Raw genomic sequence first — 20,960 nt, forward strand, 5'->3', positions numbered from 1 at the left:
AGGGAAAATAAACTTTAACTTTCAAAATACACCTTTTGAAAAGTTTTTTGAAAGTTATTTTCCATAAAGAAACTTTATGGAAATGCTAGTTGAGCTAGAAAATATCCTAAAAAGCAACTAGTACCAACACCAATTAAACCTGGTACTATAAAACTATGATTAATAATGAATTTTCCAATATGAGTAGTTCCTGAACGATCAAAGCCAATACATGCTAAGTCACTAGGGTATGTTGGTAAAATAAAGTAACCATATGCAGCTGGAAGAAATGCGACAATAATTTTAGGATCAACTCCCAGACTTATACCCATAGGTGCAATAGATGCGATTGCCGCTGCCTGACTGTTTACTAATTTAGAAACCAAAAATAATGCAATTGCATAAGTCCAAGGTTTAGTTGCTACAACACTTTCTAAAAATTGTTTTAAGAGAGCAAAATGGGATTCAAAAAATGTGTCTGCCATCCAAGCAACTCCAAAAACACTAATAATTGCTGTCATACCAGCTTTAAAAATAGCGCCGTTTGGGATATCTCTGGGTACAACTTTACAAATCATTAAAATAAGTGCACCAGCAACAAGCATTAGTATTTGAATTAATAAATTCATAGATAAAGGAATACTTTTTCCATGATCCATAACATGCGGACGAAAGTTTTCAAATGCTCCAAAAAATACCACAACAGCAGTTGTTAAAAGAAAGATAAATGTTGCAATATAAGCTTCTTTAGGTAATTTTTCATTTAATAAAGTACTTTCAGAATCGCCATAGATATATTTTTTTGTTTCAGGATCTTTTAATTTTTCTTGAAATTCAGGGTCATCTTTTAAATCTTTCCCCCGCCGGAGGCTCCAAAGACCAGCCATTAAAACACCTACAAAGGATGCAGGAATAGCTACCTTCAAAATATCAATCATGCTGATATATTTTCCAACACCATGAGATGAAGCAAGAATTGATACTAAAGAAACAACAGCAACCGACATTGGTGAAGCACATATCCCAATTTGAGATGCTACAGAAGCGACAGCCATTGGTCTTTCAGGACGAATATTTTTCTTTATTGCAATATCATAAATAATTGGAAACATTGTATAAACAACATGCCCTGTTCCACAAAGGACAGTGAGTGTCCAGGTAGTTAGTGGTGCAAGAATGGTAATGTAGTTTGGTTTTTTTCTTAATAATTTTTCAGCATAACGCATCATAACTTGCAAGCCCTTAGCGCTTTGCAAGACTGAAGCACAAGAAATAACTGCCATAATAGTTAAAATAACACCAACAGGAGGAGAGCCTGGTTTTAAACCAAACATAAAAGTCAAAATTAGTAAACCAATTCCGCTAATAACACCCAATCCCATACCACCGTATCTTGTACCAAGAAGAAGGCAGCCTAAAATTACAAGAAACTCTAATACAATAAGCATTTGGCTTAACTCCAAATATAAAATAACTAAGGATGAGAAGTCTTTCTCACCAATTTTATTCTATAATTAAAATTAGTTTTGCGCAAAAAAAGATATTGTCATTATTTAAATACTTTAATTGATATTAATCATTTATTTTTATTATTTAAATTAATTATTTAAAATAAAAATGGATCATTTTTAGGTGTATCAACAATTAATTCAGCTTTTTCACCATACACAGTTTTTCTAACAATATTTCTTTCATCTGTTGTCGTAAACTTACTTTCCATTGTGCTCCAAAAATCTTTTTCAATTTCACCTGATAATTTTTGCTGAGAAATTTCTTGAGAACGATTGCTGAATTCTTGAAAACATTTAATAATATTTTCTAAACTTTGTCTTACACTGTCTTGAAATTGTAAAGCCATGATTACTGGAGCAATCATATTTGCAAGTTCTTTATCTGATTCAGAAAGTTTTTCTAATTGCTTTGATAAATTTGTTGTTTTACTTCCTAGTTCTTTATATCTATCACTATTTCCAATTGATTTAGCTTTATCTATATCACCAGCCGCAGCGCTTTCAAAAATTTCATTTGCCATATTATTAGCTTCTGCAGCAATTTTTTCAACTTCAGAATGTTCATCTGTTCCTTCTTGATACATACTTGTTATCAGACTTTTTACTGTTTTTGCTTGGTCTGAAGAAAGAGAAGATACAGATTGAATTTTATTCCCTATTTCAAGAGCAGCTTGTTCCGTTTTTGTCACAACATTTTTTAAAATAGTATCTGTAATTTTAACGAGATCTTTTACGATAGAAACATAATTCTCATGGGAGATTTTAAAATTATCAGTCATAGTTTATTTTATCTTCCTTCTAAAAGTTGTAATGCCATTTTTGAAGTAGTATTTGCTTGTTGTAATACACTTGTACCGGATTGAAGTAAAATTTGATTACGAGTTAATTCTGAACTTTCATCAGCTATATCAACGTCTTTAATACGACTGTTGGCAGCACTTAAATTTTCTACAGTGGTGCCTATATTATTAATTGTAGAACCTAGTCTATTTTGGAGAGCTCCTAAATCAGCACGAATAGCACTTACATAATCAATAGCGCCTTCAATGGCAGTTAATGAATGCTGTGCTCCAGCCTTTGTATCTAGGGCAAGCTCAGATACACCTAATCTATTTGTTTTTACATCTGCTTTGAAAGAATTATATTCTAGACGATCAACCCCGAGTATATTGTCTCCACCAGTATTGATCTGGATTTCAAGAATACCACCTGTTCCATCAAGTAATTGCGTACCATTAAATTCAGTTGCATAAGCAATTCTGTCAATTTCGTCTTTTAAAGCTTGGTATTCAATATCAAGATAAACTCTTTCTTTTGGGCCAATCGTATCAGAGGCTGCTTGGACACCAAGTTCACGCATACGGATCAGCATATTTTGAATTTCATTCATTCCACCTTCGGCAGTTTGAATCAGACTAATTCCATCGTTTGCATTTCGTTGAGCTTGTTGTAATCCTCTAATTTTTGAGCGTAACTTTTCACTAATGGCTAATCCAGCGGCATCATCAGCAGCTTTGTTAATTCGGTAACCAGACGCCAATCGTTCCAAACTTTGATCAAGCATTTTGCGCGTGTTACGCATATGCCGTTGATTCGTTATCGATGTGACGTTGGTCATTATCCTGTAGCCCATTGCGGTCTCCATTCAAAAAACGAGATTTGGATTCTTAAAGAATTACATTGGTAAAATGGGTCTCTTTTTTACGCTATCAAATAATGCTTAATTTGGAAGCGATTTGTGTCAATTCCGTTGTAGGTATTAAAAGCATTGTTTGTTTTTCTTAATTATTAGGAATGTATTTTTTTTGTGTTACAATTCAAGAAGGTAACTTCATTCAATATTTGTTTTAGATTTTTAAAAAGGACAGAAAACATGATTAATATTGAAAATAATCGTTTTCCACATAGCGCAGAACTTTTTAAGTTTTGTAAAGAGGTTTTGAATATCAGAAAAAATACTACAGAAAAAATAACTGACCAAGATGTTGGAGCCTTGCTAGGTTTTGATCCTGCTGATTGTACACATTGGAAGTATGGTCGAAAAAATATAAAATCTATTCAAAACTTAAATCAATTGGCGAAAGCATTAGAAATTGATCCTCGCAACTTAATTGATATTTCACTCGGAAAAAATGTCTTGCTTGATGCACTAATAGAATACCAAGGATATGGAGATTTTAATTGCCTAAAAGAGGACAGAGATTTGCTTATCAGTGAAGCTAATAGCGTCATAGAGAATGCAAATGTAAAAGCGTTGCCTATTTTTGTACAAGAATTTGGAAATACTTTATCTCATATTGAATTTAAAACACAAGAAAATCAAAAAGATTTTGTTTTAACTAAAGAAGAAAATGGAAAAATACAAATTTCTTGGCCAAAAGGAGAAAAAATGGGGACTGCTCTTCGTTTTTATTTGGCAAAAGAACTTGCGCAAGTCCTTTTACAAAAGGAGTCTTTGAAAAATCAATTGTCAAATCCTAAAAATCCAAGTTTAGGAAACACTCTGGCTATTTTCTTGCTTATGCCGTCGTATTTGCTACAAATTGCTTTTAGCCAATGTGATCCAGCAAGAGATACGGTTGAACAGTTGATGGCTTTGTTTTGGATGAGTCGTACTTTGATCAACATTCGGTTAAAAGATTTTCTGATGTATAGAAATTAATAGCCTAAAAAGCTGTATTTAGGGCTTGAGTTTCTAACCAACTCATGGAAACCAATTTATGGATTTTGTTACAATAACTGCTTTTTTATTTTCAGGCATTTCACTTTTAGTATGTGCATGGCTTATTCTTTCAAAACAAAAACTAACTTTAAGTAACAAACAGTTACAGAGTAAAATTGTTGTCTTGGAAAATAGTATATTATCACAAGGAGAAAAAAAAGTTTTCTTATCGCCTGAAAGAAAAGAAAAAACTTCCTCGCAAAAATTACAAAATGAAAATAATATTAATCAACAAGTATCCCAAGAACTATTGCAATTAAGAAAAGAAAATTCTAAATTAAAAGATGATATTAAAAAAGCAAAAGAAGAAATTAAAGTAAAAGAAAAAGCCTTAAAAGAAGAGGAAATAGCTAGTAAAAATAGACTATTTTCATTAACAGAAGAAAATAGTCGTTTCATTACTCAATTAAAAGAATTAGACTTTCAATTAAAAGAGGCATTAAATAATCAAAGAAATAATGTCCCATTAGTTGATTTTGAAAAAAAGATGTTAGAAATTTCTCAGTTCAAAGAAGAAAATACGTCTTTAAAAAACAAACTTAATGAAATAGAAAAACAGAAGAAAACTCAACAAGCTAAAATTAATTCTTTACAAGAAAAATTAAAATTAGCTGAGAGCGATTTATCACAATGGCTTGAAGCTGCTAAAACAAATGATGGAAAGCCCTTAGATCCTTCTTTCATTATAAAATGGCATGACAGGGCAATCACTGCTCGGAAAATGTACAAACTTATGCGCCAAATGCGAGAGTTGTCAGATGCGAAGGTGAATTCTTATCAAGAAGGAATTTCTTCTGTTTCGCAATGGGTTTTAAAGCAAAAAAATATACCTACCCCTTCAGTTTCCTCTGGCGAAGTTCTGGCAGATAGGCTATTAGCTGAAGCTTGGAATGCAATAATGCCTGAGAGTGTGAAGGTGATTAGCGGTATAGAAATTAAGGATTCTTCTGCACAAGCAAGCTCACCTAGCTAATAAGTTATTATTATTCATTTCTTTTTGTATAGTTGTTTGAAAATTTTAATATGGTGTGTTGATAATGAATGAATTCAATCCTAAGCGTAATTTTTCTCGTTCTTTCGAGAGAGGGCAAAAAAAATCTGATTCTAGTTTCCAGAAAAAAGGAAAAACCTCTTCCTTGACATGGAAGCCTGCAAGAACTCAACCACTGAATATCAGAATGATGACTACAAAAGAGGGAGTTTCTGAAAGAGTTCTTCATGAACAACCTTGTAAAATAATTGAAAAGTGCAATTATTGTCCTAATCTTGATTTACCATATAAAACGCAATTACTGCAAAAAACGAATGATTTAAAGCAAAAAATTCATTCAGAAAATTCTTTATTACAAAAAATAATAATTAAAGATTGCGTTGCCTCAGAAGATCGCTTTGGTTATAGACATCAAATAAAGCTTATAGTATCTGAACATTTTAGCAGTGATCCTGTTTCGCCAAAACGTTGGATTGATGTTGGTTTGTATAATCAGTCTATAAATTCAGTTGTAGATATTGGCCGCTGTCCTGTGCAAACTTCACTTACAAATGATATTGCTGCTTTTTTTAGAACTGGAATACGTCTGCATAATTTATCAATATATACACCAAAAAACAGATCAGGATTAATACATAGTATAGTTGTTAGAACAACTCATTCTACTAGACAAGCACAAGTTATTATCAACATAACAAAAGATGAGAGTCAAATATTAAAACCTTTAGCGCGCGAATTAGCAGAAAAAATAATGAATATTCAAGGAGTTTTCGTCCAAATTATACAACCAATGCATGGGGAAGATAATGCTAATTTTAAAGTTACAAAATTAGTAGGACAGGATGAAATAGAAGAGCAATATAGTGAAGTAAATATAAAATATTCATCATCAACTTACTTGCCTCCTAATCCAAGAATGTATAATAAAATATTCAACAGAATAATAGAATTATCAGATCTATCTGGTAGAGAGACTGTTCTAGAATTAAATTGTGGAGCAGGGGAGCTTTCTTGTTTATTTGCTTCATCTGCAAGAAATGTAATTGCTATTGATTCATCTGAAACCGCATTACAAGATGCAAACAAAAATGCACGTTTAAATTCTATTAAAAATATAGGGTTTTATCATGGTAAAATATCTGATAAATTAGATGAATTAATTGCTGCAAAAATATTAACAACTTGTGATGTAATTGTATTAAATTCAAGAGAAGAAAGATTAAACTTTTTTTCATTAAAAAAGATTGTAGATTTAGAACCTAAAACTATACTTTGCTTAGCTTCAATTGCAAATGACATTGTTAAAATAGGCAAAGAAGTTGATGAAGTTGGTTATAAAATTGTTTTTATAGAGCCTTATGATACTTTTCCAGGAACAGATAAAGTTTTATCTTTATGTGTAATTCAAAAAAAATAAATATCATTTAGAGTTTAATATGTCTAAAGAACTTATTGAAAAAATATCTCCAGAAGCAATTGAGCCTATGATGACTCGAACGCGCGATAAAACATGGCAAGCAATTAATAAAATAGCCTCTTTGATAAAACCCGGTATGAGTGAAAAAGAAGCTATTAAAATGGCAAACCAATATTTAGCCCAGCAGGGAGTTAAAAAGTTTTGGCATCAAACGCATATTCGCTTTGGTTGCAATACAATTTATAGTTTTAATGATCCCTATCTTGAAAATAGTGTTCTTAAGATAGATGATATTTTTTTTATTGATATTGGGCCCATTTGGGAAAATATTGAAGGAGATTGTGGTAAAACATTCATAGTTGGTGATGTTACAGATGAGCAAAAAAAAATAACTCAAGATGTAAAAAATATTTTTGATAAAGTTCAAGATTTTTGGCGGTTACAGAAAGTAACAGGAAAAGAACTTCATGACTATGCTCAAAAAATAGTAATAGAAGCTGATTATCTATTAAATCCAGCATATGTGAAGGGGCATAGATTATCAGAGTTTTCTCATAAACTTTATACAAGTGAAAAACTTTTTGATTTAGATTTCAATCCAGCTGGTGAACGCTGGGTACTTGAAATTCATATATGTAGTAAAGATTTAAAATTTGGTGCTTTTTATGAAGATATTCTCCACTAATTATTTTTATAGTGTTCTGGTATCTTAACAAATAGGAGAAAAAATGTTTCGTTCTTTAGTTTCCTCTCTTTCAATTGGATTAGGTATATTAATTTCTGGTATTTTATTAAGTCTTTCTATAAGTAATTTTAAAAATTTTGATAGATATGTTGAAGTAAAAGGTCTGGATGAAAAGATTGTTAAAGCAGACTTTGGTACTTGGAATATCCAATTTTCTGTATCTAATGATGACTTAAAAAAAATATATACAGAAACAACTAATGCGCAAAATAAAATTAAAGATTTTTTAATTGCGCAAGGATTTAAACAAGAAGAAATAAAAATAGAAACTGTTAATTTGAATGATAATAAAGCAAATTTATATGGTAATAATGCGCAAAATGTGCCACATTATACTGCTCAATCTGGAATAAATGTTGCAACTAAAAATGTTGATTTACTAGAAAAGTCAGGGCAAAATATTACAGCATTAATTGAAACTGGTATTTTGATAAATAGAAACTTTATCCAATATTCTTTTAAAGACTTGCTCTCTGTCAAACCAGAAATGCTCCGTAATGCCACTGCAAATGCAAGAGAAGCTGCTGAAATATTTGCTAAAAACTCTAATAGTAGTGTTGGAAAAATTCGCCAAGCTACGCAAGGAAGTTTTAGTATAAGCGCAGCTACTGCAAATAATAATGAAACATATGGTGGAGAATCTGAAATTATGAAAAAAATTAGGGTTGTAACGTCTGTTGAATTTTTTATAAATTAATTTTTTATACTAAACAAGTGTGTTTAGGTTTGTTTTTTAAATAACAGAAATAAAAAATATTCTATTTATCTTTAATACTTAGAGAATTATTACTTTTAGTAAAAATAAATCCTCCAAGGGTAAAGCATTCTTTTTCACTATTCTTATTTATCCAAGCAAGAAAACCGTTTTTGGCGCTACAATTAGACATACCTGAACAATCAATCTTAGTGCTTTTAGGATACTTATTCTTATAATTTTGATTTGCAAGTTTGATTTGTTCTTCATTTACGCTACAACCATTTGTACCTTTGCAGCTATTTATTCCAAAGCATTCCACATGTGAGTCTCCTTTTTTAGGGGGAGCTGCATTTGCATTGATTAAAGTGGCATTTGTTGAAATTGCAAGGATTGCAGAATTTATAATCATTTTTTTTGTTATTTCCATTTAAGTCTCCTTTTTTAATATTATATGCCAAGTAGCAATTTCAAAATGTCAAAAAGTAAACATGAATACTAATGCATAATTAATTAATATTAAGATGTGTAACTAGGAGGTAGCATGAATAAATTAAAAAAAATTAAATACACTTCTTTAGCAATTCTTAGTTGCATTGTTACTATAATATTACTTGGAGCTTGGAAATATACAATAAGTGTATCAGAAAGTGTCTTTCAAACTGATACTATAAGAATTAAGCAAAGTTTTAATCAAGGTATAAAAGCAATGGAAGATGTGTCCACTGCATTTTATGCTTTTTCATATCTTGATCAAAATATGAATCAATTTAAATTTGGTAATTTTTCATCTGAAATAATGAAGAAAAATTTATTTTTAATATATGTAAATTATTATGATTATGTGCAAAAAAATAAGAGAGAAGATTTTGAAAAAAAAATAAAAAGAATGGAGATAGGAAATAAAATTTTAGAAGGTGGAGAAGATGAAAATTCAAAATTAAAATCTTCAGAAATTCATGAATTTTATTTGCCAATTCTTTTTGTAAATTCAAATGCAGTTAAATCTACATATTTTGGATGGGATATTTATTCTGATAAAACAAAAAAGGATACCCTTGATTATGTAATTAAAAATAAAACAATTCAAGCATCTAAAACTTTTCTTCTTGAAAATGGAAATGTTGCAGTTGAATTATTTATTCCTATATATTCAAATGAAAATAAAAATGAATTACGGGGCATAATTGGGGTAACTGCTGATTTAACACAATTACTAGGTGATGAGCAATGGAGCAAAGAAGTTGAAATTACCCTTACAACAATATTGAGTGGAGAAAAGATTGAAAAAGATATTTTTAGAAGAATTGATAAAGATGTTCAAAATAAGTGGGTTTTATCTACATTATATAATGAATATTATGTAGATAAATTTGGGCAAAAATTTGGATTAAAGTTTTATAGATTTTTGACTTTAGATAGAATTAATTTTGGTATTATTCTTATTACTCTAGTAGGATGTGTGATATTATACTTATTAGCAGTTTATTTAATAATAACGTACCAAAAATTAGAAGTAAGTAATTATAAATTGGAAGATGCTAATCAATTTCTTGAGGAACGAGTTAAAGAAAGAACAAAAGAGCTTGCCTTAGCACATTCAGAGATAAAAGAAATTCTAGATAATCTTGAAGACGGTGTTTTAACTGTGTCTCCAGATTTGATTGTTGGAAGAACTTATTCTCCTGCGGCATTAAAAATTTTAGAATTGGACGATTTATATCAAAAAGATATAAAAGATGTATTGTTTTCTCAACTTGATAAACATAATGAAGAAAGCTCAAGACATTTATTTACTCTGGGGGTTCTTAAATATGCGGATGATTTTCAATGGAGTTTATCTTCTAGCGATTTGTTAAAGTTGGTTAGTATTAAAGTTAAAGGAAAAACTAAAACTTTGTCTTTAAAATATTCTCCTATTTTTTTTAATGATCAAATTCAAAAAATTATTTTTGTCATATCTGATATTACAGAAATATTAGCTTTACGGGCTTCATTAGCGGCGAAAGATGAAGAGAATTCTTTAAAAGAAACAATTTTGAAGGAAAATATTTATTCAAAACAAGAAAATTTAGTAACTTTTTATAAAGAAAACGATCCTAGAGTTGAATCTCTAACGAGTTATTCTGCTTTAATTAAAGAAAATGAAGCATCTATTATGCTTCGAGATCTGCATACTTTAAAAGGCTCTGCTAGAAGTGTTGGATTAAAGCTTTTGGCAAAAAAAGTTCATATATTAGAAGATATTTTGGAACCTATAAGAATATCACTAATTAATAAAGATAAAAATGAATTTACAATAAATACTCAAGAATTAGTAAACATAGATTTATTGTATAAAAATTACAGAGAAATATATAAAGATTTATATGAAAAGAATATTGGAAATAACGTAGAGAAAAATGCTTTAGAGTTATTGGAAAAACTTCTACATAATAAAGCTAACGTACAGGAAAATATATTAGGTTGGCTGGAAGATTTTAGAAAGAAAAACTTTTTTAGTCTTAAAAATTTATTTTTTTCATTTAATGATACTTTACATGAAATTGCTGGAAATTTAGGAAAAAAAATTTATCTGAAAATTCCGGATTGGGATTTATATTTAGCTTCTAAAATTAGTATTCCACTTTCCGAAGCATTTACTCATTCTTTACGGAATGCATTGGATCATGGGATAGAAGAATGTAGTTCTAGATTAGAAAAAAGTAAAAATGAGATTGGTACATTAGAGTTGAGTTTTATAGAAAATAATGATTTCTTCATTTTGCAAGTAATTGATGATGGGAGAGGTGTAAATACAAAAAAGGTATATGAACTGGCTTTTGAGAAAAAATTGATAATAAAGCCTTTTGAACAATGTAGTGAAGAAGAAGTTATTGATTTATTGTTTGCACCTGGTTTTTCAACTAAAGAAGAGATTTCTGAGCTAAGTGGACGGGGAATTGGTTTAGATGCTGTAAGGAGTTCTTGTGGAAAATTTAATATAAAATGCAGAATAATTTCTACGAAAGATGTGGGCTCACGATTTGAGCTTCAAATTCCTAAAGAATACGTGATGTATTCCATTAATCAAGGGTTTAAATTATTGACATATTAGGATTTAATATATTGATAATATAGGATAATTTTAATTATTAAATTAAAATTAATAATATCTTCATCATTTTGTAAAGAAAATTTTTGTAAAATATTGCGAAAAGTAGATTATTTCTACTATTTTGAAAACTAAATTTTTGTTATTTAATTTGAATTAGAGGCATTAATAATGCTAATACTTAATCATATGAAGAATAAAATATATTTTTTAATCACACTACTAGCCATTTTTGTAATTTCGGGATGCGGTAAAAAAATTCATTTTTCTTCTAAATCAGGGGAGCCAACCCAAAGCGAGTCCTCCTTAAATGTTAAGCAATACAATGGTTTTCTAAATAACTTAACTGAACAAGATTGTTCGCAAACAATTTATTCAAACGAATGTTTAATTGTACGAAAAAATGCTGAAAACTATAATTCGCAAGATTTTTTTACAACTAATATTGGTGCTGAAGTTAAAGATGGTCCTGTTGCTTTTATGCTCCCAGTTCAACCATTTGCTGTGGGCCCAAAAAGCATGTTTCTTGACCAAAATGAAATATTTCATGAAAAAATAGGGACAGAACTAAAAGTTAAGCTATTGAAGAAAAATGATGTAGTATTTTATGACGTATTTTTATTTGCACAAAGATATTTAGGATATGGTTTTAATTCCTCTATAAATAATTTTGCAACATTTTATAATGAAAACCAAGCAGCACTTTATATTTCATTTGATAAAGAAAAGAACAAATCTTTATCTGTTGGAACTTATTTTGGTGAATTTGAGGTTATGGCCCTAGCTGCTAAAGATGATAAATTTTCGAAGAAAATAAAAGTGAAAGTTTTATTAGAAATAAATTAATTTAAATATTTGCATTTAATTCGTATTGCTTCTTTTTCTCATTATTAGTATTAATTCCTTCTATATTTCTAAAGATATTTATAAATGCTTGACTGACTAAATGATCTTGGTGTCCAAGAACAATAGGCTTGACTTCAGAATGTGATTCTCTAACTTTAATACTTGTTGGAATAAAAGGTTCAATAATATCAAATCCCACTTTTCTAAGATCATGCAGAATACCTGCGGAATGTTTTGTTCCTTTTTGAAATTGATTCACAATCATTCCTCGGATTAATAAATTAGGATTATGATCTTGTTTCACTTCTTCAATAGTATTTTTAATTTCATGCGCTGCTTTAATACTGAATGCATCGCAATCAATTGGAATAATAATTTCTGTTGCAGCAATTAAACAAGCCAAACTAAAAAAGTCATTAGCAGGAGGAGGATCAATATATACGTGGTCGTATGTATTATTTTTTAATCCATCTTTTAATTTCATTATTTTATGTTTATTTTCAAGTTTTGTTCTCAGTTCTTCTAATTCTCTATTACAAGCAATAAGATGGAGATTTGGAATATTTGTTTTATGAAGGATATAATCAAATAGGGACTGTCTAAAAATATTAATATGTAAGCAGCTTTCATAGTAGTCAGCAAGTGTTTTTTCTGGTTGATTATTATGCCCCAAAATATAACTAGTAGCGTTACCTTGTGGGTCAGAATCTATGAGTAAGGTTCTTTTTCCATTCATAGCTGCGCATGCAGCTAAATTCACTGCTATAGTTGTTTTACCCACACCGCCTTTTTGATTATATATAACTCTAATCTTTTGTGACATAAAATCCCCTTATCCAAACCAGATACTCCGCCTGTTTTTTAATTTATCAACTATTGTATCTTGAATTTGTTCCTTTACCATTTTACTCATTTTATAAACTAAAACACGATCCTTTTCCGAACCAGGGCCAAAATTTTTGAAATCAATTGGAGGTAAAATATGTATACTCCACTTACTAGGTAACGGAATTAGACCCAACGGCCCCAACCATGGGAAAGTCCATGTAATTGGCGTATATGGAACTCCAATCATGCGTGAAAATACTGTTTCACGGGCTAACATTGGGTGAATTTCTTCAGGTCCGATAAATGCAACTGGCACTAAAGGAGCTCGGGTTCTCAAGCATAAGCGAATAAATCCACCACGTCCAAAACGTGCAAGATGATACTTATCTCGATATAATTTTCCTAATCCTTTTACGCCTTCTGGAAAGACAACTACAGGATGATTATTTTCTAATAATTGTTGTGCATTTTCTTGGCTGGCTCTTACTCCTCCAAATCTATTCATTAAAGAACCAAGAAAAGGAAAATGAAATAGAAAATCTTCAACCATAAATCTTAATTCACGATGCATATGATGCTCTTTTTGAATGGCTACTTTTAACATGGTTGCATCGTATGGAAGACCACCAGAATGATTTCCTACTAATAAAGCAGGACCTTCAGCGGGAATATTAGAGATTCCATATGTTTCTACACGCCAATATTGCAAATAAAAGAAATCAAGAAGCGGCCGTAAAAATTGATCAAAAATAGGATCATAACCAAAGGAATCTACTTCTTCACTTCTTAAACTTAAAGATAATTCATGATATTTTTTTCTAAGATTGAAAGGATTTAAACCTTTTACTAAATCATCTTTAGGTTTTTCACTGTTACCTTGGTCGTCGTGGATTGTTAATATTTTTTCTATTTCATGTCTAAATTCTTGCATTTTACCAAGGACATTATAAAGTTCTTCTTTTGTTGCAAATTTTTCTTGATTATTATTAAATTTACTTTGTAGATCTCTTTCAATTCTATTAAATTGATCAACAAATAATTTTCTTATATTAAAAATTTGATTTGAAAAATGATGCAAATTTTCATTTGAATTTTGTTGTTGATGCTTTTCGTTAAGATTCATAGCCATATTTTATTATCCTTAAAAAATTTGTTGAAAGCCTTGCGAAGTAGCATAAGCAACATCTTCACCTAATGAAGAAGAGGGCATAGAAAATCCTATTTTTCTTAAACGATTTGCTTCAATCATTGACTTTAATGCCTGCCTGCTGGAGTATTTTGGAATAAATCCTAATTGATCGGTAGCTTTTTTCCCATCTGCAACACAAATATATTGGAAAAATGGGACAATTTCTGCTGGAAGTTCCCAAATTCGCGAAGCATAGCCTGCTGCAAAAAAAGAGCGACACATAGGAGAAATAAAAGGTACAGGAATTTTACCAGACATATGCACGCCTGTGCTTAATGGTAGAACTCCTCTTCCAACAATATTAAAAACTCCTGAAATATTTGCAGATAAAGCTGCTAATTGAGCTCTTACTGCATCATCTTCATGAATAAATTGTACAAGAGGATCGTACCCTAAAACTTTTGGAATGATTCCAGCAAAAAAATAACGCGCGCGAATATTTGTTGAATTTGGTCCTAATATTGGGGCAAATCTTAATATTGTAACAGCGCAATCTGGATAATTATGAATAAAGTCTTGAATTTGATTTTCAACATCTACTCGAGTTCTGACAAAATGAGGACCTTGAGATATTAGTGAGTAATCTTCATGAATAAAATTGGGATTTTTTGGATGAGCTCCGTAAACAAAAGTAGCTCCATGCACAACAAGTTTCTTTATTTTTGCTTCAGCCATTGCATTTAATACGTGAAATGTTCCAATAGACTCTACTTCATGATGATATGATTTTCTTCTTGTTGGTCCAGAAAAAAGAGCACCATGTATAAAAGCAGTTACTTTATTTTCAATTAAAACAGCAGCGATATTTTCACTTGCCTCATCTTTGGTTAAATCAACTCTATGAAATATAAATTTTGTTGAAGTTACAGTAGGAGGTTTTATATCAAAAATATGAATTTCTTTTATACTTGCTAATGAAGCCAAACGCTTTAACACCAAACCTGTTAAAAAGCTAGATGCACCGGTTAAACCAATTCTTTCATGAGACTGTAAATTTTCCATACGTTTATGCCTGTTTCTTTCTTGTTGAAGCCAAATCTAAATTAAAATATACAAACTCTCGGGCAGCACTTCAGGCTGGAAAGTTAGCAAAAAAGGAAAACATGTGCCTAACCTATTAACAAATTCGACCTACAGAAATATCCAAATTGGACTTGCTCCTATGGAAGGTGTGACTTGCTTAGCGACTAGACTATGGTTTTCAGTAGTTTCTCGCCCAGCGTTTGCAATGACGCCTTTTTTGCGTGTCACTAAAGATTACCCTTGGAAACGTGTACCTTCAACGTATGCAGCAGAAATTTTTGACCTAAAAGGAATTCTTCCCTATTCCCTTCTTCCACAATTGATGGGAAATTCGCCTGAAGATTTAGAAAAAATTGCGTTGCCATTGCTACAAGCTACAAGTTTTGTTGATATTAATTGTGGTTGTCCATCTCCAAAAGTGGTTGGCAGTAATGCTGGTAGTAGTTTATTACAAAGCCCTGAAATATTTGATAAATTTATAAAAGATTTAGAAGCTAGATTGGGAGCAAATTGCTTTAGCATAAAAATGCGGTCGGGTTTTCATCAACATTCAGAATTTCCTCAATTACTAGAAGTCATTGCTGCAAGGAAACTGGCACAATTGACTTTGCATGCAAGAACACGTGCAGAAAAATATACTTCTCATTCGCGGTGGGAGCTAGTTGCTTTAGCTGCAAAAGTTTGTCCTTTTCCTGTTGTTGGTTCAGGAGATGTGTTGGATTTTTCTTCATTCCAAAATTTTCATCAACAATGTCATGAGGTTAAAAAGATTATTATTGGGCGAGGAGCTTTGCGAAATCCTTGGATATTTCAAGAATTAAATTTAGGTCAAAAGGTTGATATTTCCTTTGGAATATTAAGTTTTGCTCTGGCATCTTATGGAATTATGCAAGATTTTATCCAGAAGGAACCTGAAAAATTTCTTTTAGCAGCAAAAAATGGATTGTTTTCAGAAACTTGCTTCAATAATTATTCTGCATGGGAGCAATTTTATGCGAAACTTGCGTATGCATATTATGGTTCTTTTATTTATCCTCAAGACATCGTGCTTGATAGACAAAGTTTTGCTAAGATTAAAATGATTTGGAATTCACTTCGCAGTGGTTTAGGATCTTCTTTTTTACAGCCTGAATTGTTAAGAACAGTTTCTTTTTCCGAATTCTATCAGCAATTAAATAAGCTTTTTCAGTCAGGGGAAGAAAACATTTCGCTAAGTCATTGGCCTGAATTTGATTGGATGTATTCTGGAGAAAAAAAAGATGGAAAATGATAAAAATTTATCCTGCCAGACAGAAATTAATAAAACAACTTTCTTGATGGAAGCTGGCGATGAGACAAAACAATTGTGGGAAATTTATAACAAAAAAAAACAGAAAAAAGACAAGAAAAAAGCTATTTTCTTAAGCATTGTCTTTTTTTTCTTAATCCTTTTGGTATTTGCTGGACTTTATATCATTTTATCTACAACTGATCCTACGCATAGTAAATAATTTTGACCTTAAACACTATTGATTTGTTAATTATCGACCGATAAGATATTTGTTAGAACAGAAAAACATAATGAGACTTTTTGTCATCAATTTATAAAAAAAATTGATTGGGAAGTGGCGCGCCTGATGAATTTATCAGTAACCAGGAAGTATTATGGGCAGTTTTGAAAGAAAAGTGCTTGTTCTTGATTCAAGGTACGAACCGGTAAAGATTGTAACTATGGAGCTCGGATTTGTTTTGCTTTATGCAGGGCGTGTGACCTCTATCATCGATTCAGAGAGATTAATTCAGGGCGTTGCTAAAACCTGGAAGGTACCATGGATAGTACGATTAAATGGGTGCCGTCCGAGGACTAAACGTCTTAATGGGCCTCGTTTTTCTAGACAAAATGTATATTTAAGAGATGGTTTTCGTTGTCAATATTGTTTGAGTCAAGGTGGAGCTTCAACACTCACTCTAGATCATCTTCTTCCGTCTGCAAAAGGGGGAAAAACTACTTGGGACAATATTGTTACTGCTTGTAAAACCTGCAATATGAAAAAAGGTTCTAAGACTATTGAAGAGCTTGGAATTAAGTTACAGCGACCACCTTCAAAGCCACAGTTGCATCCTACGGCTTTGTTCCCCTTGCGTTATGGAATAACTTCGAAAAATGCTCCACAGTCTTGGTTACCTTATTTGGATTTATCCGTAGCGGATAGAATATTAGCACTAGGATTTGATGCCTCACCATTGTTTGTTAATTCTTCCTACCAAAACGAACTCAATCTCATTCAAGTTTAGGATTTCAGAAGGAATTCATGTAGTCTTTTGTGACAAGGATCCTGTTAGATCTCTGAGGAGAGTCACATGAGCACCATGATTGATCGTTATATTCTTATTAATGGATATAAAACGAGGTATTGGAAAATTGGTGAAGCCAAATCAATTTTATTACTTTTACACGGTTTTGCCTTTTCAATAGAAATTTGGGAACATAATATCTCAGAATTATCAAAATATTATACTGTAATTGCGCTAGATTTATTGGGGTTTGGTTTAACTGACAAACCTAAAAAAAGACAAAAAGTAGAGATATATCCTCAATTTGTTTATGATTTTTTAAATGCATTAGGTGTTGATCAGACCCATTTAGTGGGACACTCTATGGGCGGTTTGATTGCTACTCGCTTTAGCGAATTATTTCCTGAAAAAGTTCTTTCTCTAACTTTAATTTCTAGTGCTGGTTTTTCTAGAAAAATACCAATTCATTTTAGAATATTCTCTTTGCCTTTTGTTGGCGAGTTCTTTATTAAGCCAAATAAACGTGGTCTTTTTAGTGCGTTAAGAAGAAATGTCTATCATCAAAATTTAGATTTAAGTACTCTTGCAAATAAATTGTACACATACTCGCTGCATCCAGAAATGGGCAAAACCCTTTTAAATGTTTGTCGAGCAGCTATCAATATTTTTGGCTTTAAACGTAGGGTGGTTCGAAGTATTACAAAAGATGTGGGAAAAATTAGAGCACCTGTTTTAATAATTTGGGGAAAAAATGATATTATTATTTATGTTAGCCATGCAATAAAAGCACATAAATTAATTAAAAATTCACAGTTGTCTATTTTTGATGCCTGTGGTCATTTGCCACAATTTGAATATCCAAAAAAATTTAATGATTTATTGCTAAATTTTATAAGTAACAAATAACTAAAATTAAATATTTAAAATTATTAAATAATTTATTGATTTATAAAAAGTTCATTATATTATTTGTTGACTTTTATCCTTTAAAAAGGTTTTATCATCTTCTGTTTTGATTAGTCGTCCAATCTAAGGAGCTCACATTTTATGTTAAATCAGGGGACCGCCACCGTTCCGACTTGGAAGGTATTTATAGCTGGTTTTGCCGCTTTTGCTATGTTTTTCGGCTCAGGAAATCTAGTATTTCCTTTAAAAATGGGTAGTGACACACAATCCAATTGGATTTTTTCTGCTGTGGGCTTATCTATTACCGGCGTCGTGGTCCCTTTACTTGGTTTAGTCGCTTTAACTTTTTTAAAAGGATCGCAAGATGCTTTTTTTAGATGGTTTGGCAAAAAAGGAGCTTGGATATTACCTTTTCTTATTCTCTTACTGATAGGTCCTTTTGGCGTTGTTCCTCGCTGTATTACAGTTGGATATGGCGCATGGCAATCTTTTGCACCTAGCACTCCATTATGGCTTTTTGCTTTAAGCTGTATTGGTGTAATTTTGCTAGCTACCATTAGCGATCGGAAAATTGTTGATATTATTGGAAAATACTTCACTCCATTTAAATTAGGTGCGCTAGCTTTAGTGATTGGCGGCTCTTTATATTTTGCAGTAACTTCAACTGATGTTTTAATAACAACAAGTCAAACTACTCCTTTAAATGCATTTAAAGCTGGTTTTTTTGAAGGTTATAATACGATGGACTTAATGGCCGCTATTTTCTTTGGTGTGAGTTTAGTTTATTACTTTAAACCAGAAAACAGCGATAAAATTCCTTATAAATCGACTTTGCTGGCTATGTCTCTGGGAATGTTTCTTTTGATGTTAGTTTACATAGCGCTTGTTTATTTAGGGGCTGCTTATTCTAGTCAAGTTTCGCATTTGCCAGGCCCACAAATTTTACCAAATATTGCTCGAATAGCTCTTGGAGAAGCATCGGATTATTTAATTTCTTTTACATTAGTTGTTTCTTGTTTAACAACTGCGGTAGCTCTCACTTCTGTTTCAGTAGACTTTTTGAAAAATAAAATAAAACCATTAAATGGAAGAAGAACAACCACTCTGTTAATTTGTTTAGCCGTTACTTATGTTATAGCATTAACAGATTTTACAGGTATTATGGCTTTTATGGCGCCAATATTAGAATTCTTTTATCCAGTGATTATAGTTCTTGCAATTGTTAATATCATTGTAAGTTTAGTGAAAAATTATAAACAAAATAGTAGAGAGAAAAATCAAAAAGAAGCCGCATAAATTTGTTGAGTTGGAGATTGTCATTATCTCCAACTTAAAACCATTTTAAAATTCCGTATTTTTTAATTATCCTTTCCATTTCTCCACTTTTAATCATTTCTTTTACGGTTTTATTTATTTGCAATATTCTTTCTGTTGATTCTTTTTTATTTGGAGCAAATCCAAAATAGAGATCAGTCGAATTTCCACAACCAATTGTTTTTAATTGTACAGTAATATCTTGATTTTGTTTTAGGAAGTATTTCACTACAACAGGGTCTTCTACAAAGGCATCAATTTCCTGATGTGTTAATTTATTTATAAACTTTTCTAAGACTATATCACCAAAAGATTCATTAATTTTATTTTCATTTTCTTTATTTTTGGCAATATATTCATCAAGTTCTTTATAGTAAGAGTAGTCCTTAGCTATCCCTAATTTTATTTTTTCTAAAGATTTTAAATCAACAAATTTAATATTTTTCTTTTCTAAAGTAAAAAAACAATTTCTACTTTTTCCGATTTGAATAGACAATGGAAAATCAGGAGCATCTTCTTTTGCTGCTGCAATAATAAGATCATACGTACCGCTTCTTGTTTCAGTTATTGCTCTTGCCCAGTTCATTGTTTCATATTTTATATTTTCTTTTCCAAATGCTTTTTGTAATATTTCAACAAGATATCCTGGATTTTCATCGCCTGGTTTACAATTATATGGACACCAAAGATCAGCTCTTGCGTATATATTTCCAAAATTCTTATTCTCTTCAGCAAAGCTAAGTTGGGATAAAAGTAATATAATAAAAAAACATATATTTTTTAATCGCATGCAGTTCTCCCATTTTTCTGATTAAGCAATTATATTTTAAAGGAATTTACTTAAATAAAAAAGGCTCACAGAAATTTGTGAGCCTTTTTTGCCAAAAATGATTTAAAAACAAACTGACGCAGAATTTAAAATTAGAAACGATAGTGAGCGAAAGCTTTGTTTGCTTCTGCCATTTTGTGAACATCTTCACGTTTCTTGATAGCAGCACCACGACGGTTAGCAGCATCTACGATTTCAGCAGCTAATTTGTCGCGCATGGATTTTTCATTTCTCAAACGAGAATAGGAAATAAGCCAACGAAGTGCAAGAGCTTGTCTGCGTTCTGGACGTACTTCTACAGGAATTTGGTAGTTAGAACCACCAACACGGCGAGTTCTTACTTCAACTTGAGGTTTAAGATTTTCAAGAGCGCGTTTGAACACTGCAATTGCTTCTTCGCCTTGAGTTTTTTGGCTTACAATTTCAATTGCACCGTAAAAAATTTTTTCTGCAGCACTTTTTTTTCCATCTTCCATCATACAGTTGATGAATTTTGTTACTAAAATATCGCCAAACACTGGATCTGGTAATACTTCACGTTTTATAGGGCGACGTCTACGTGCCATAGTTTAGATTCCTTTTAAATAAGAGAAACTTC

General features: G+C 31.1%; 21 protein-coding genes. 12 read left to right on the forward strand and 9 right to left on the reverse strand.

The window, feature by feature from the left end; genetic code table 11:
- Window positions 1-74: 74 nt before the first annotated feature.
- The 3 genes from GOY08_RS08585 to GOY08_RS08595 form a co-directional block, all read right to left on the reverse strand.
- Window positions 75-1,427: an anaerobic C4-dicarboxylate transporter gene (locus GOY08_RS08585; protein WP_158998486.1), complete on the reverse strand. Its 1,353-nt coding sequence runs from the start codon at window positions 1,425-1,427 to the stop codon at window positions 75-77.
- A gap of 158 nt (window positions 1,428-1,585) precedes the next feature.
- A complete protein-coding gene (locus tag GOY08_RS08590) occupies window positions 1,586-2,269 on the reverse strand; it encodes a hypothetical protein (protein WP_158998487.1) in 684 nt (227 codons plus the stop codon).
- An 8-nt stretch (window positions 2,270-2,277) separates the two neighbouring features.
- Window positions 2,278-3,123 (reverse strand): flagellin N-terminal helical domain-containing protein, encoded by an 846-nt coding sequence (locus GOY08_RS08595; protein ID WP_158998488.1) that lies wholly within the window; start codon window positions 3,121-3,123, stop codon window positions 2,278-2,280.
- A 240-nt stretch (window positions 3,124-3,363) separates the two neighbouring features.
- On the opposite strand from GOY08_RS08595, the gene GOY08_RS08600 reads away from it, so the two are divergent.
- The 5 genes from GOY08_RS08600 (at window position 3,364) to GOY08_RS08620 (ending at window position 8,062) form a co-directional block, all read left to right on the forward strand.
- A complete protein-coding gene (locus GOY08_RS08600) occupies window positions 3,364-4,152 on the forward strand; it encodes a hypothetical protein (protein ID WP_158998489.1) in 789 nt (262 codons plus the stop codon).
- Window positions 4,153-4,210: 58 nt separating this feature from the next.
- Entirely contained in the window at window positions 4,211-5,185 is a 975-nt protein-coding gene (locus tag GOY08_RS08605; protein WP_158998490.1) for a hypothetical protein, read from the forward strand.
- Between the two features lie 64 nt (window positions 5,186-5,249).
- A complete protein-coding gene (locus tag GOY08_RS08610) occupies window positions 5,250-6,620 on the forward strand; it encodes a methyltransferase domain-containing protein (protein ID WP_158998491.1) in 1,371 nt (456 codons plus the stop codon).
- 19 nt (window positions 6,621-6,639) lie between these two features.
- Window positions 6,640-7,305: a M24 family metallopeptidase gene (locus GOY08_RS08615; RefSeq protein WP_158998492.1), complete on the forward strand. Its 666-nt coding sequence runs from the start codon at window positions 6,640-6,642 to the stop codon at window positions 7,303-7,305.
- Between the two features lie 43 nt (window positions 7,306-7,348).
- Window positions 7,349-8,062: an SIMPL domain-containing protein gene (locus GOY08_RS08620; RefSeq protein ID WP_158998493.1), complete on the forward strand. Its 714-nt coding sequence runs from the start codon at window positions 7,349-7,351 to the stop codon at window positions 8,060-8,062.
- A 61-nt stretch (window positions 8,063-8,123) separates the two neighbouring features.
- Here the strand turns inward: GOY08_RS08620 and GOY08_RS08625 are convergent, their stop codons facing one another.
- On the reverse strand, window positions 8,124-8,489 hold the full coding sequence (locus tag GOY08_RS08625) for a hypothetical protein (protein WP_158998494.1): 366 nt from the start codon (window positions 8,487-8,489) through the stop codon (window positions 8,124-8,126).
- Between the two features lie 114 nt (window positions 8,490-8,603).
- Here GOY08_RS08625 and GOY08_RS08630 point away from each other — a divergent pair, with 114 nt between their 5' ends.
- Complete coding sequence (locus GOY08_RS08630; RefSeq protein WP_158998495.1) at window positions 8,604-11,156, forward strand: CHASE domain-containing protein; 2,553 nt, start codon at window positions 8,604-8,606, stop codon at window positions 11,154-11,156.
- Between the two features lie 168 nt (window positions 11,157-11,324).
- Entirely contained in the window at window positions 11,325-11,999 is a 675-nt protein-coding gene (locus GOY08_RS08635; RefSeq protein ID WP_158998496.1) for a lipoprotein, read from the forward strand.
- 1 nt (window position 12,000) lies between these two features.
- Here the strand turns inward: GOY08_RS08635 and GOY08_RS08640 are convergent, their stop codons facing one another.
- The 3 genes from GOY08_RS08640 to GOY08_RS08650 are packed head-to-tail and all read right to left on the reverse strand — an operon-like array spanning window position 12,001 to window position 15,018.
- The gene (locus GOY08_RS08640; RefSeq protein ID WP_158998497.1) at window positions 12,001-12,822 is read right to left on the reverse strand and encodes a ParA family protein; all 822 of its coding nucleotides are present in this window, start codon (window positions 12,820-12,822) and stop codon (window positions 12,001-12,003) included.
- A gap of 9 nt (window positions 12,823-12,831) precedes the next feature.
- Complete coding sequence (locus GOY08_RS08645) at window positions 12,832-13,956, reverse strand: lysophospholipid acyltransferase family protein (protein WP_158998498.1); 1,125 nt, start codon at window positions 13,954-13,956, stop codon at window positions 12,832-12,834.
- Between the two features lie 12 nt (window positions 13,957-13,968).
- Window positions 13,969-15,018 (reverse strand): NAD-dependent epimerase/dehydratase family protein, encoded by a 1,050-nt coding sequence (locus tag GOY08_RS08650; protein WP_158998499.1) that lies wholly within the window; start codon window positions 15,016-15,018, stop codon window positions 13,969-13,971.
- Window positions 15,019-15,121: 103 nt separating this feature from the next.
- On the opposite strand from GOY08_RS08650, the gene GOY08_RS08655 reads away from it, so the two are divergent.
- The 5 genes from GOY08_RS08655 to GOY08_RS08675 all read left to right on the forward strand — a co-directional run bounded on the left by GOY08_RS08655 (window position 15,122) and on the right by GOY08_RS08675 (window position 19,515).
- Window positions 15,122-16,309, forward strand: a complete 1,188-nt coding sequence (locus GOY08_RS08655; protein WP_158998500.1) for a tRNA-dihydrouridine synthase family protein — start codon at window positions 15,122-15,124, stop codon at window positions 16,307-16,309.
- Complete coding sequence (locus tag GOY08_RS08660; protein ID WP_158998501.1) at window positions 16,299-16,529, forward strand: hypothetical protein; 231 nt, start codon at window positions 16,299-16,301, stop codon at window positions 16,527-16,529. The genes GOY08_RS08655 and GOY08_RS08660 overlap by 11 nt, the downstream gene beginning before the upstream one ends.
- A 256-nt stretch (window positions 16,530-16,785) precedes the next feature.
- Window positions 16,786-17,313 carry an HNH endonuclease gene (locus tag GOY08_RS08665; RefSeq protein WP_158998502.1) on the forward strand — a complete coding sequence of 176 codons (528 nt, stop codon included), beginning with the start codon at window positions 16,786-16,788 and terminating at the stop codon, window positions 17,311-17,313.
- 66 nt (window positions 17,314-17,379) lie between these two features.
- Entirely contained in the window at window positions 17,380-18,219 is an 840-nt protein-coding gene (locus GOY08_RS08670) for an alpha/beta fold hydrolase (RefSeq protein WP_158998503.1), read from the forward strand.
- A gap of 141 nt (window positions 18,220-18,360) precedes the next feature.
- Window positions 18,361-19,515 (forward strand): branched-chain amino acid transport system II carrier protein, encoded by a 1,155-nt coding sequence (locus tag GOY08_RS08675; protein WP_158998504.1) that lies wholly within the window; start codon window positions 18,361-18,363, stop codon window positions 19,513-19,515.
- Between the two features lie 34 nt (window positions 19,516-19,549).
- Here GOY08_RS08675 and GOY08_RS08680 read toward each other — a convergent pair whose 3' ends face one another.
- Together GOY08_RS08680 and rpsG are read right to left on the reverse strand one after the other, a co-directional pair.
- Window positions 19,550-20,323 carry a substrate-binding periplasmic protein gene (locus GOY08_RS08680; RefSeq protein ID WP_158998505.1) on the reverse strand — a complete coding sequence of 258 codons (774 nt, stop codon included), beginning with the start codon at window positions 20,321-20,323 and terminating at the stop codon, window positions 19,550-19,552.
- Between the two features lie 131 nt (window positions 20,324-20,454).
- On the reverse strand, window positions 20,455-20,928 hold the full coding sequence (rpsG, locus tag GOY08_RS08685; protein ID WP_158998506.1) for a 30S ribosomal protein S7: 474 nt from the start codon (window positions 20,926-20,928) through the stop codon (window positions 20,455-20,457).
- Window positions 20,929-20,960 lie beyond the last annotated feature (32 nt).

It is taken from the genome of Pigmentibacter ruber (assembly GCF_009792895.1).
GTDB classification, from domain to species: Bacteria; Bdellovibrionota_B; Oligoflexia; order Silvanigrellales; family Silvanigrellaceae; genus Silvanigrella; species Silvanigrella rubra.

What these genes read in the sequence shown, in the direction of transcription:
- GOY08_RS08590 (WP_158998487.1), bottom strand. Translation starts at nt 2,269, where the DNA reads ATGACTGATAATTTTAAAATCTCCCATGAGAATTATGTTTCTATCGTA.
- GOY08_RS08610 (WP_158998491.1), top strand. Translation starts at nt 5,250, where the DNA reads ATGAATGAATTCAATCCTAAGCGTAATTTTTCTCGTTCTTTCGAGAGA.
- GOY08_RS08650 (WP_158998499.1), bottom strand. Translation starts at nt 15,018, where the DNA reads ATGGAAAATTTACAGTCTCATGAAAGAATTGGTTTAACCGGTGCATCT.
- GOY08_RS08635 (WP_158998496.1), top strand. Translation starts at nt 11,325, where the DNA reads ATGCTAATACTTAATCATATGAAGAATAAAATATATTTTTTAATCACA.
- rpsG (WP_158998506.1), bottom strand. Translation starts at nt 20,928, where the DNA reads ATGGCACGTAGACGTCGCCCTATAAAACGTGAAGTATTACCAGATCCA.
- GOY08_RS08620 (WP_158998493.1), top strand. Translation starts at nt 7,349, where the DNA reads ATGTTTCGTTCTTTAGTTTCCTCTCTTTCAATTGGATTAGGTATATTA.
- GOY08_RS08625 (WP_158998494.1), bottom strand. Translation starts at nt 8,489, where the DNA reads ATGGAAATAACAAAAAAAATGATTATAAATTCTGCAATCCTTGCAATT.
- GOY08_RS08670 (WP_158998503.1), top strand. Translation starts at nt 17,380, where the DNA reads ATGAGCACCATGATTGATCGTTATATTCTTATTAATGGATATAAAACG.
- GOY08_RS08605 (WP_158998490.1), top strand. Translation starts at nt 4,211, where the DNA reads ATGGATTTTGTTACAATAACTGCTTTTTTATTTTCAGGCATTTCACTT.
- GOY08_RS08595 (WP_158998488.1), bottom strand. Translation starts at nt 3,123, where the DNA reads ATGGGCTACAGGATAATGACCAACGTCACATCGATAACGAATCAACGG.
- GOY08_RS08615 (WP_158998492.1), top strand. Translation starts at nt 6,640, where the DNA reads ATGTCTAAAGAACTTATTGAAAAAATATCTCCAGAAGCAATTGAGCCT.
- GOY08_RS08680 (WP_158998505.1), bottom strand. Translation starts at nt 20,323, where the DNA reads ATGCGATTAAAAAATATATGTTTTTTTATTATATTACTTTTATCCCAA.
- GOY08_RS08585 (WP_158998486.1), bottom strand. Translation starts at nt 1,427, where the DNA reads ATGCTTATTGTATTAGAGTTTCTTGTAATTTTAGGCTGCCTTCTTCTT.
- GOY08_RS08660 (WP_158998501.1), top strand. Translation starts at nt 16,299, where the DNA reads ATGGAAAATGATAAAAATTTATCCTGCCAGACAGAAATTAATAAAACA.
- GOY08_RS08640 (WP_158998497.1), bottom strand. Translation starts at nt 12,822, where the DNA reads ATGTCACAAAAGATTAGAGTTATATATAATCAAAAAGGCGGTGTGGGT.
- GOY08_RS08600 (WP_158998489.1), top strand. Translation starts at nt 3,364, where the DNA reads ATGATTAATATTGAAAATAATCGTTTTCCACATAGCGCAGAACTTTTT.
- GOY08_RS08675 (WP_158998504.1), top strand. Translation starts at nt 18,361, where the DNA reads ATGTTAAATCAGGGGACCGCCACCGTTCCGACTTGGAAGGTATTTATA.
- GOY08_RS08645 (WP_158998498.1), bottom strand. Translation starts at nt 13,956, where the DNA reads ATGGCTATGAATCTTAACGAAAAGCATCAACAACAAAATTCAAATGAA.
- GOY08_RS08630 (WP_158998495.1), top strand. Translation starts at nt 8,604, where the DNA reads ATGAATAAATTAAAAAAAATTAAATACACTTCTTTAGCAATTCTTAGT.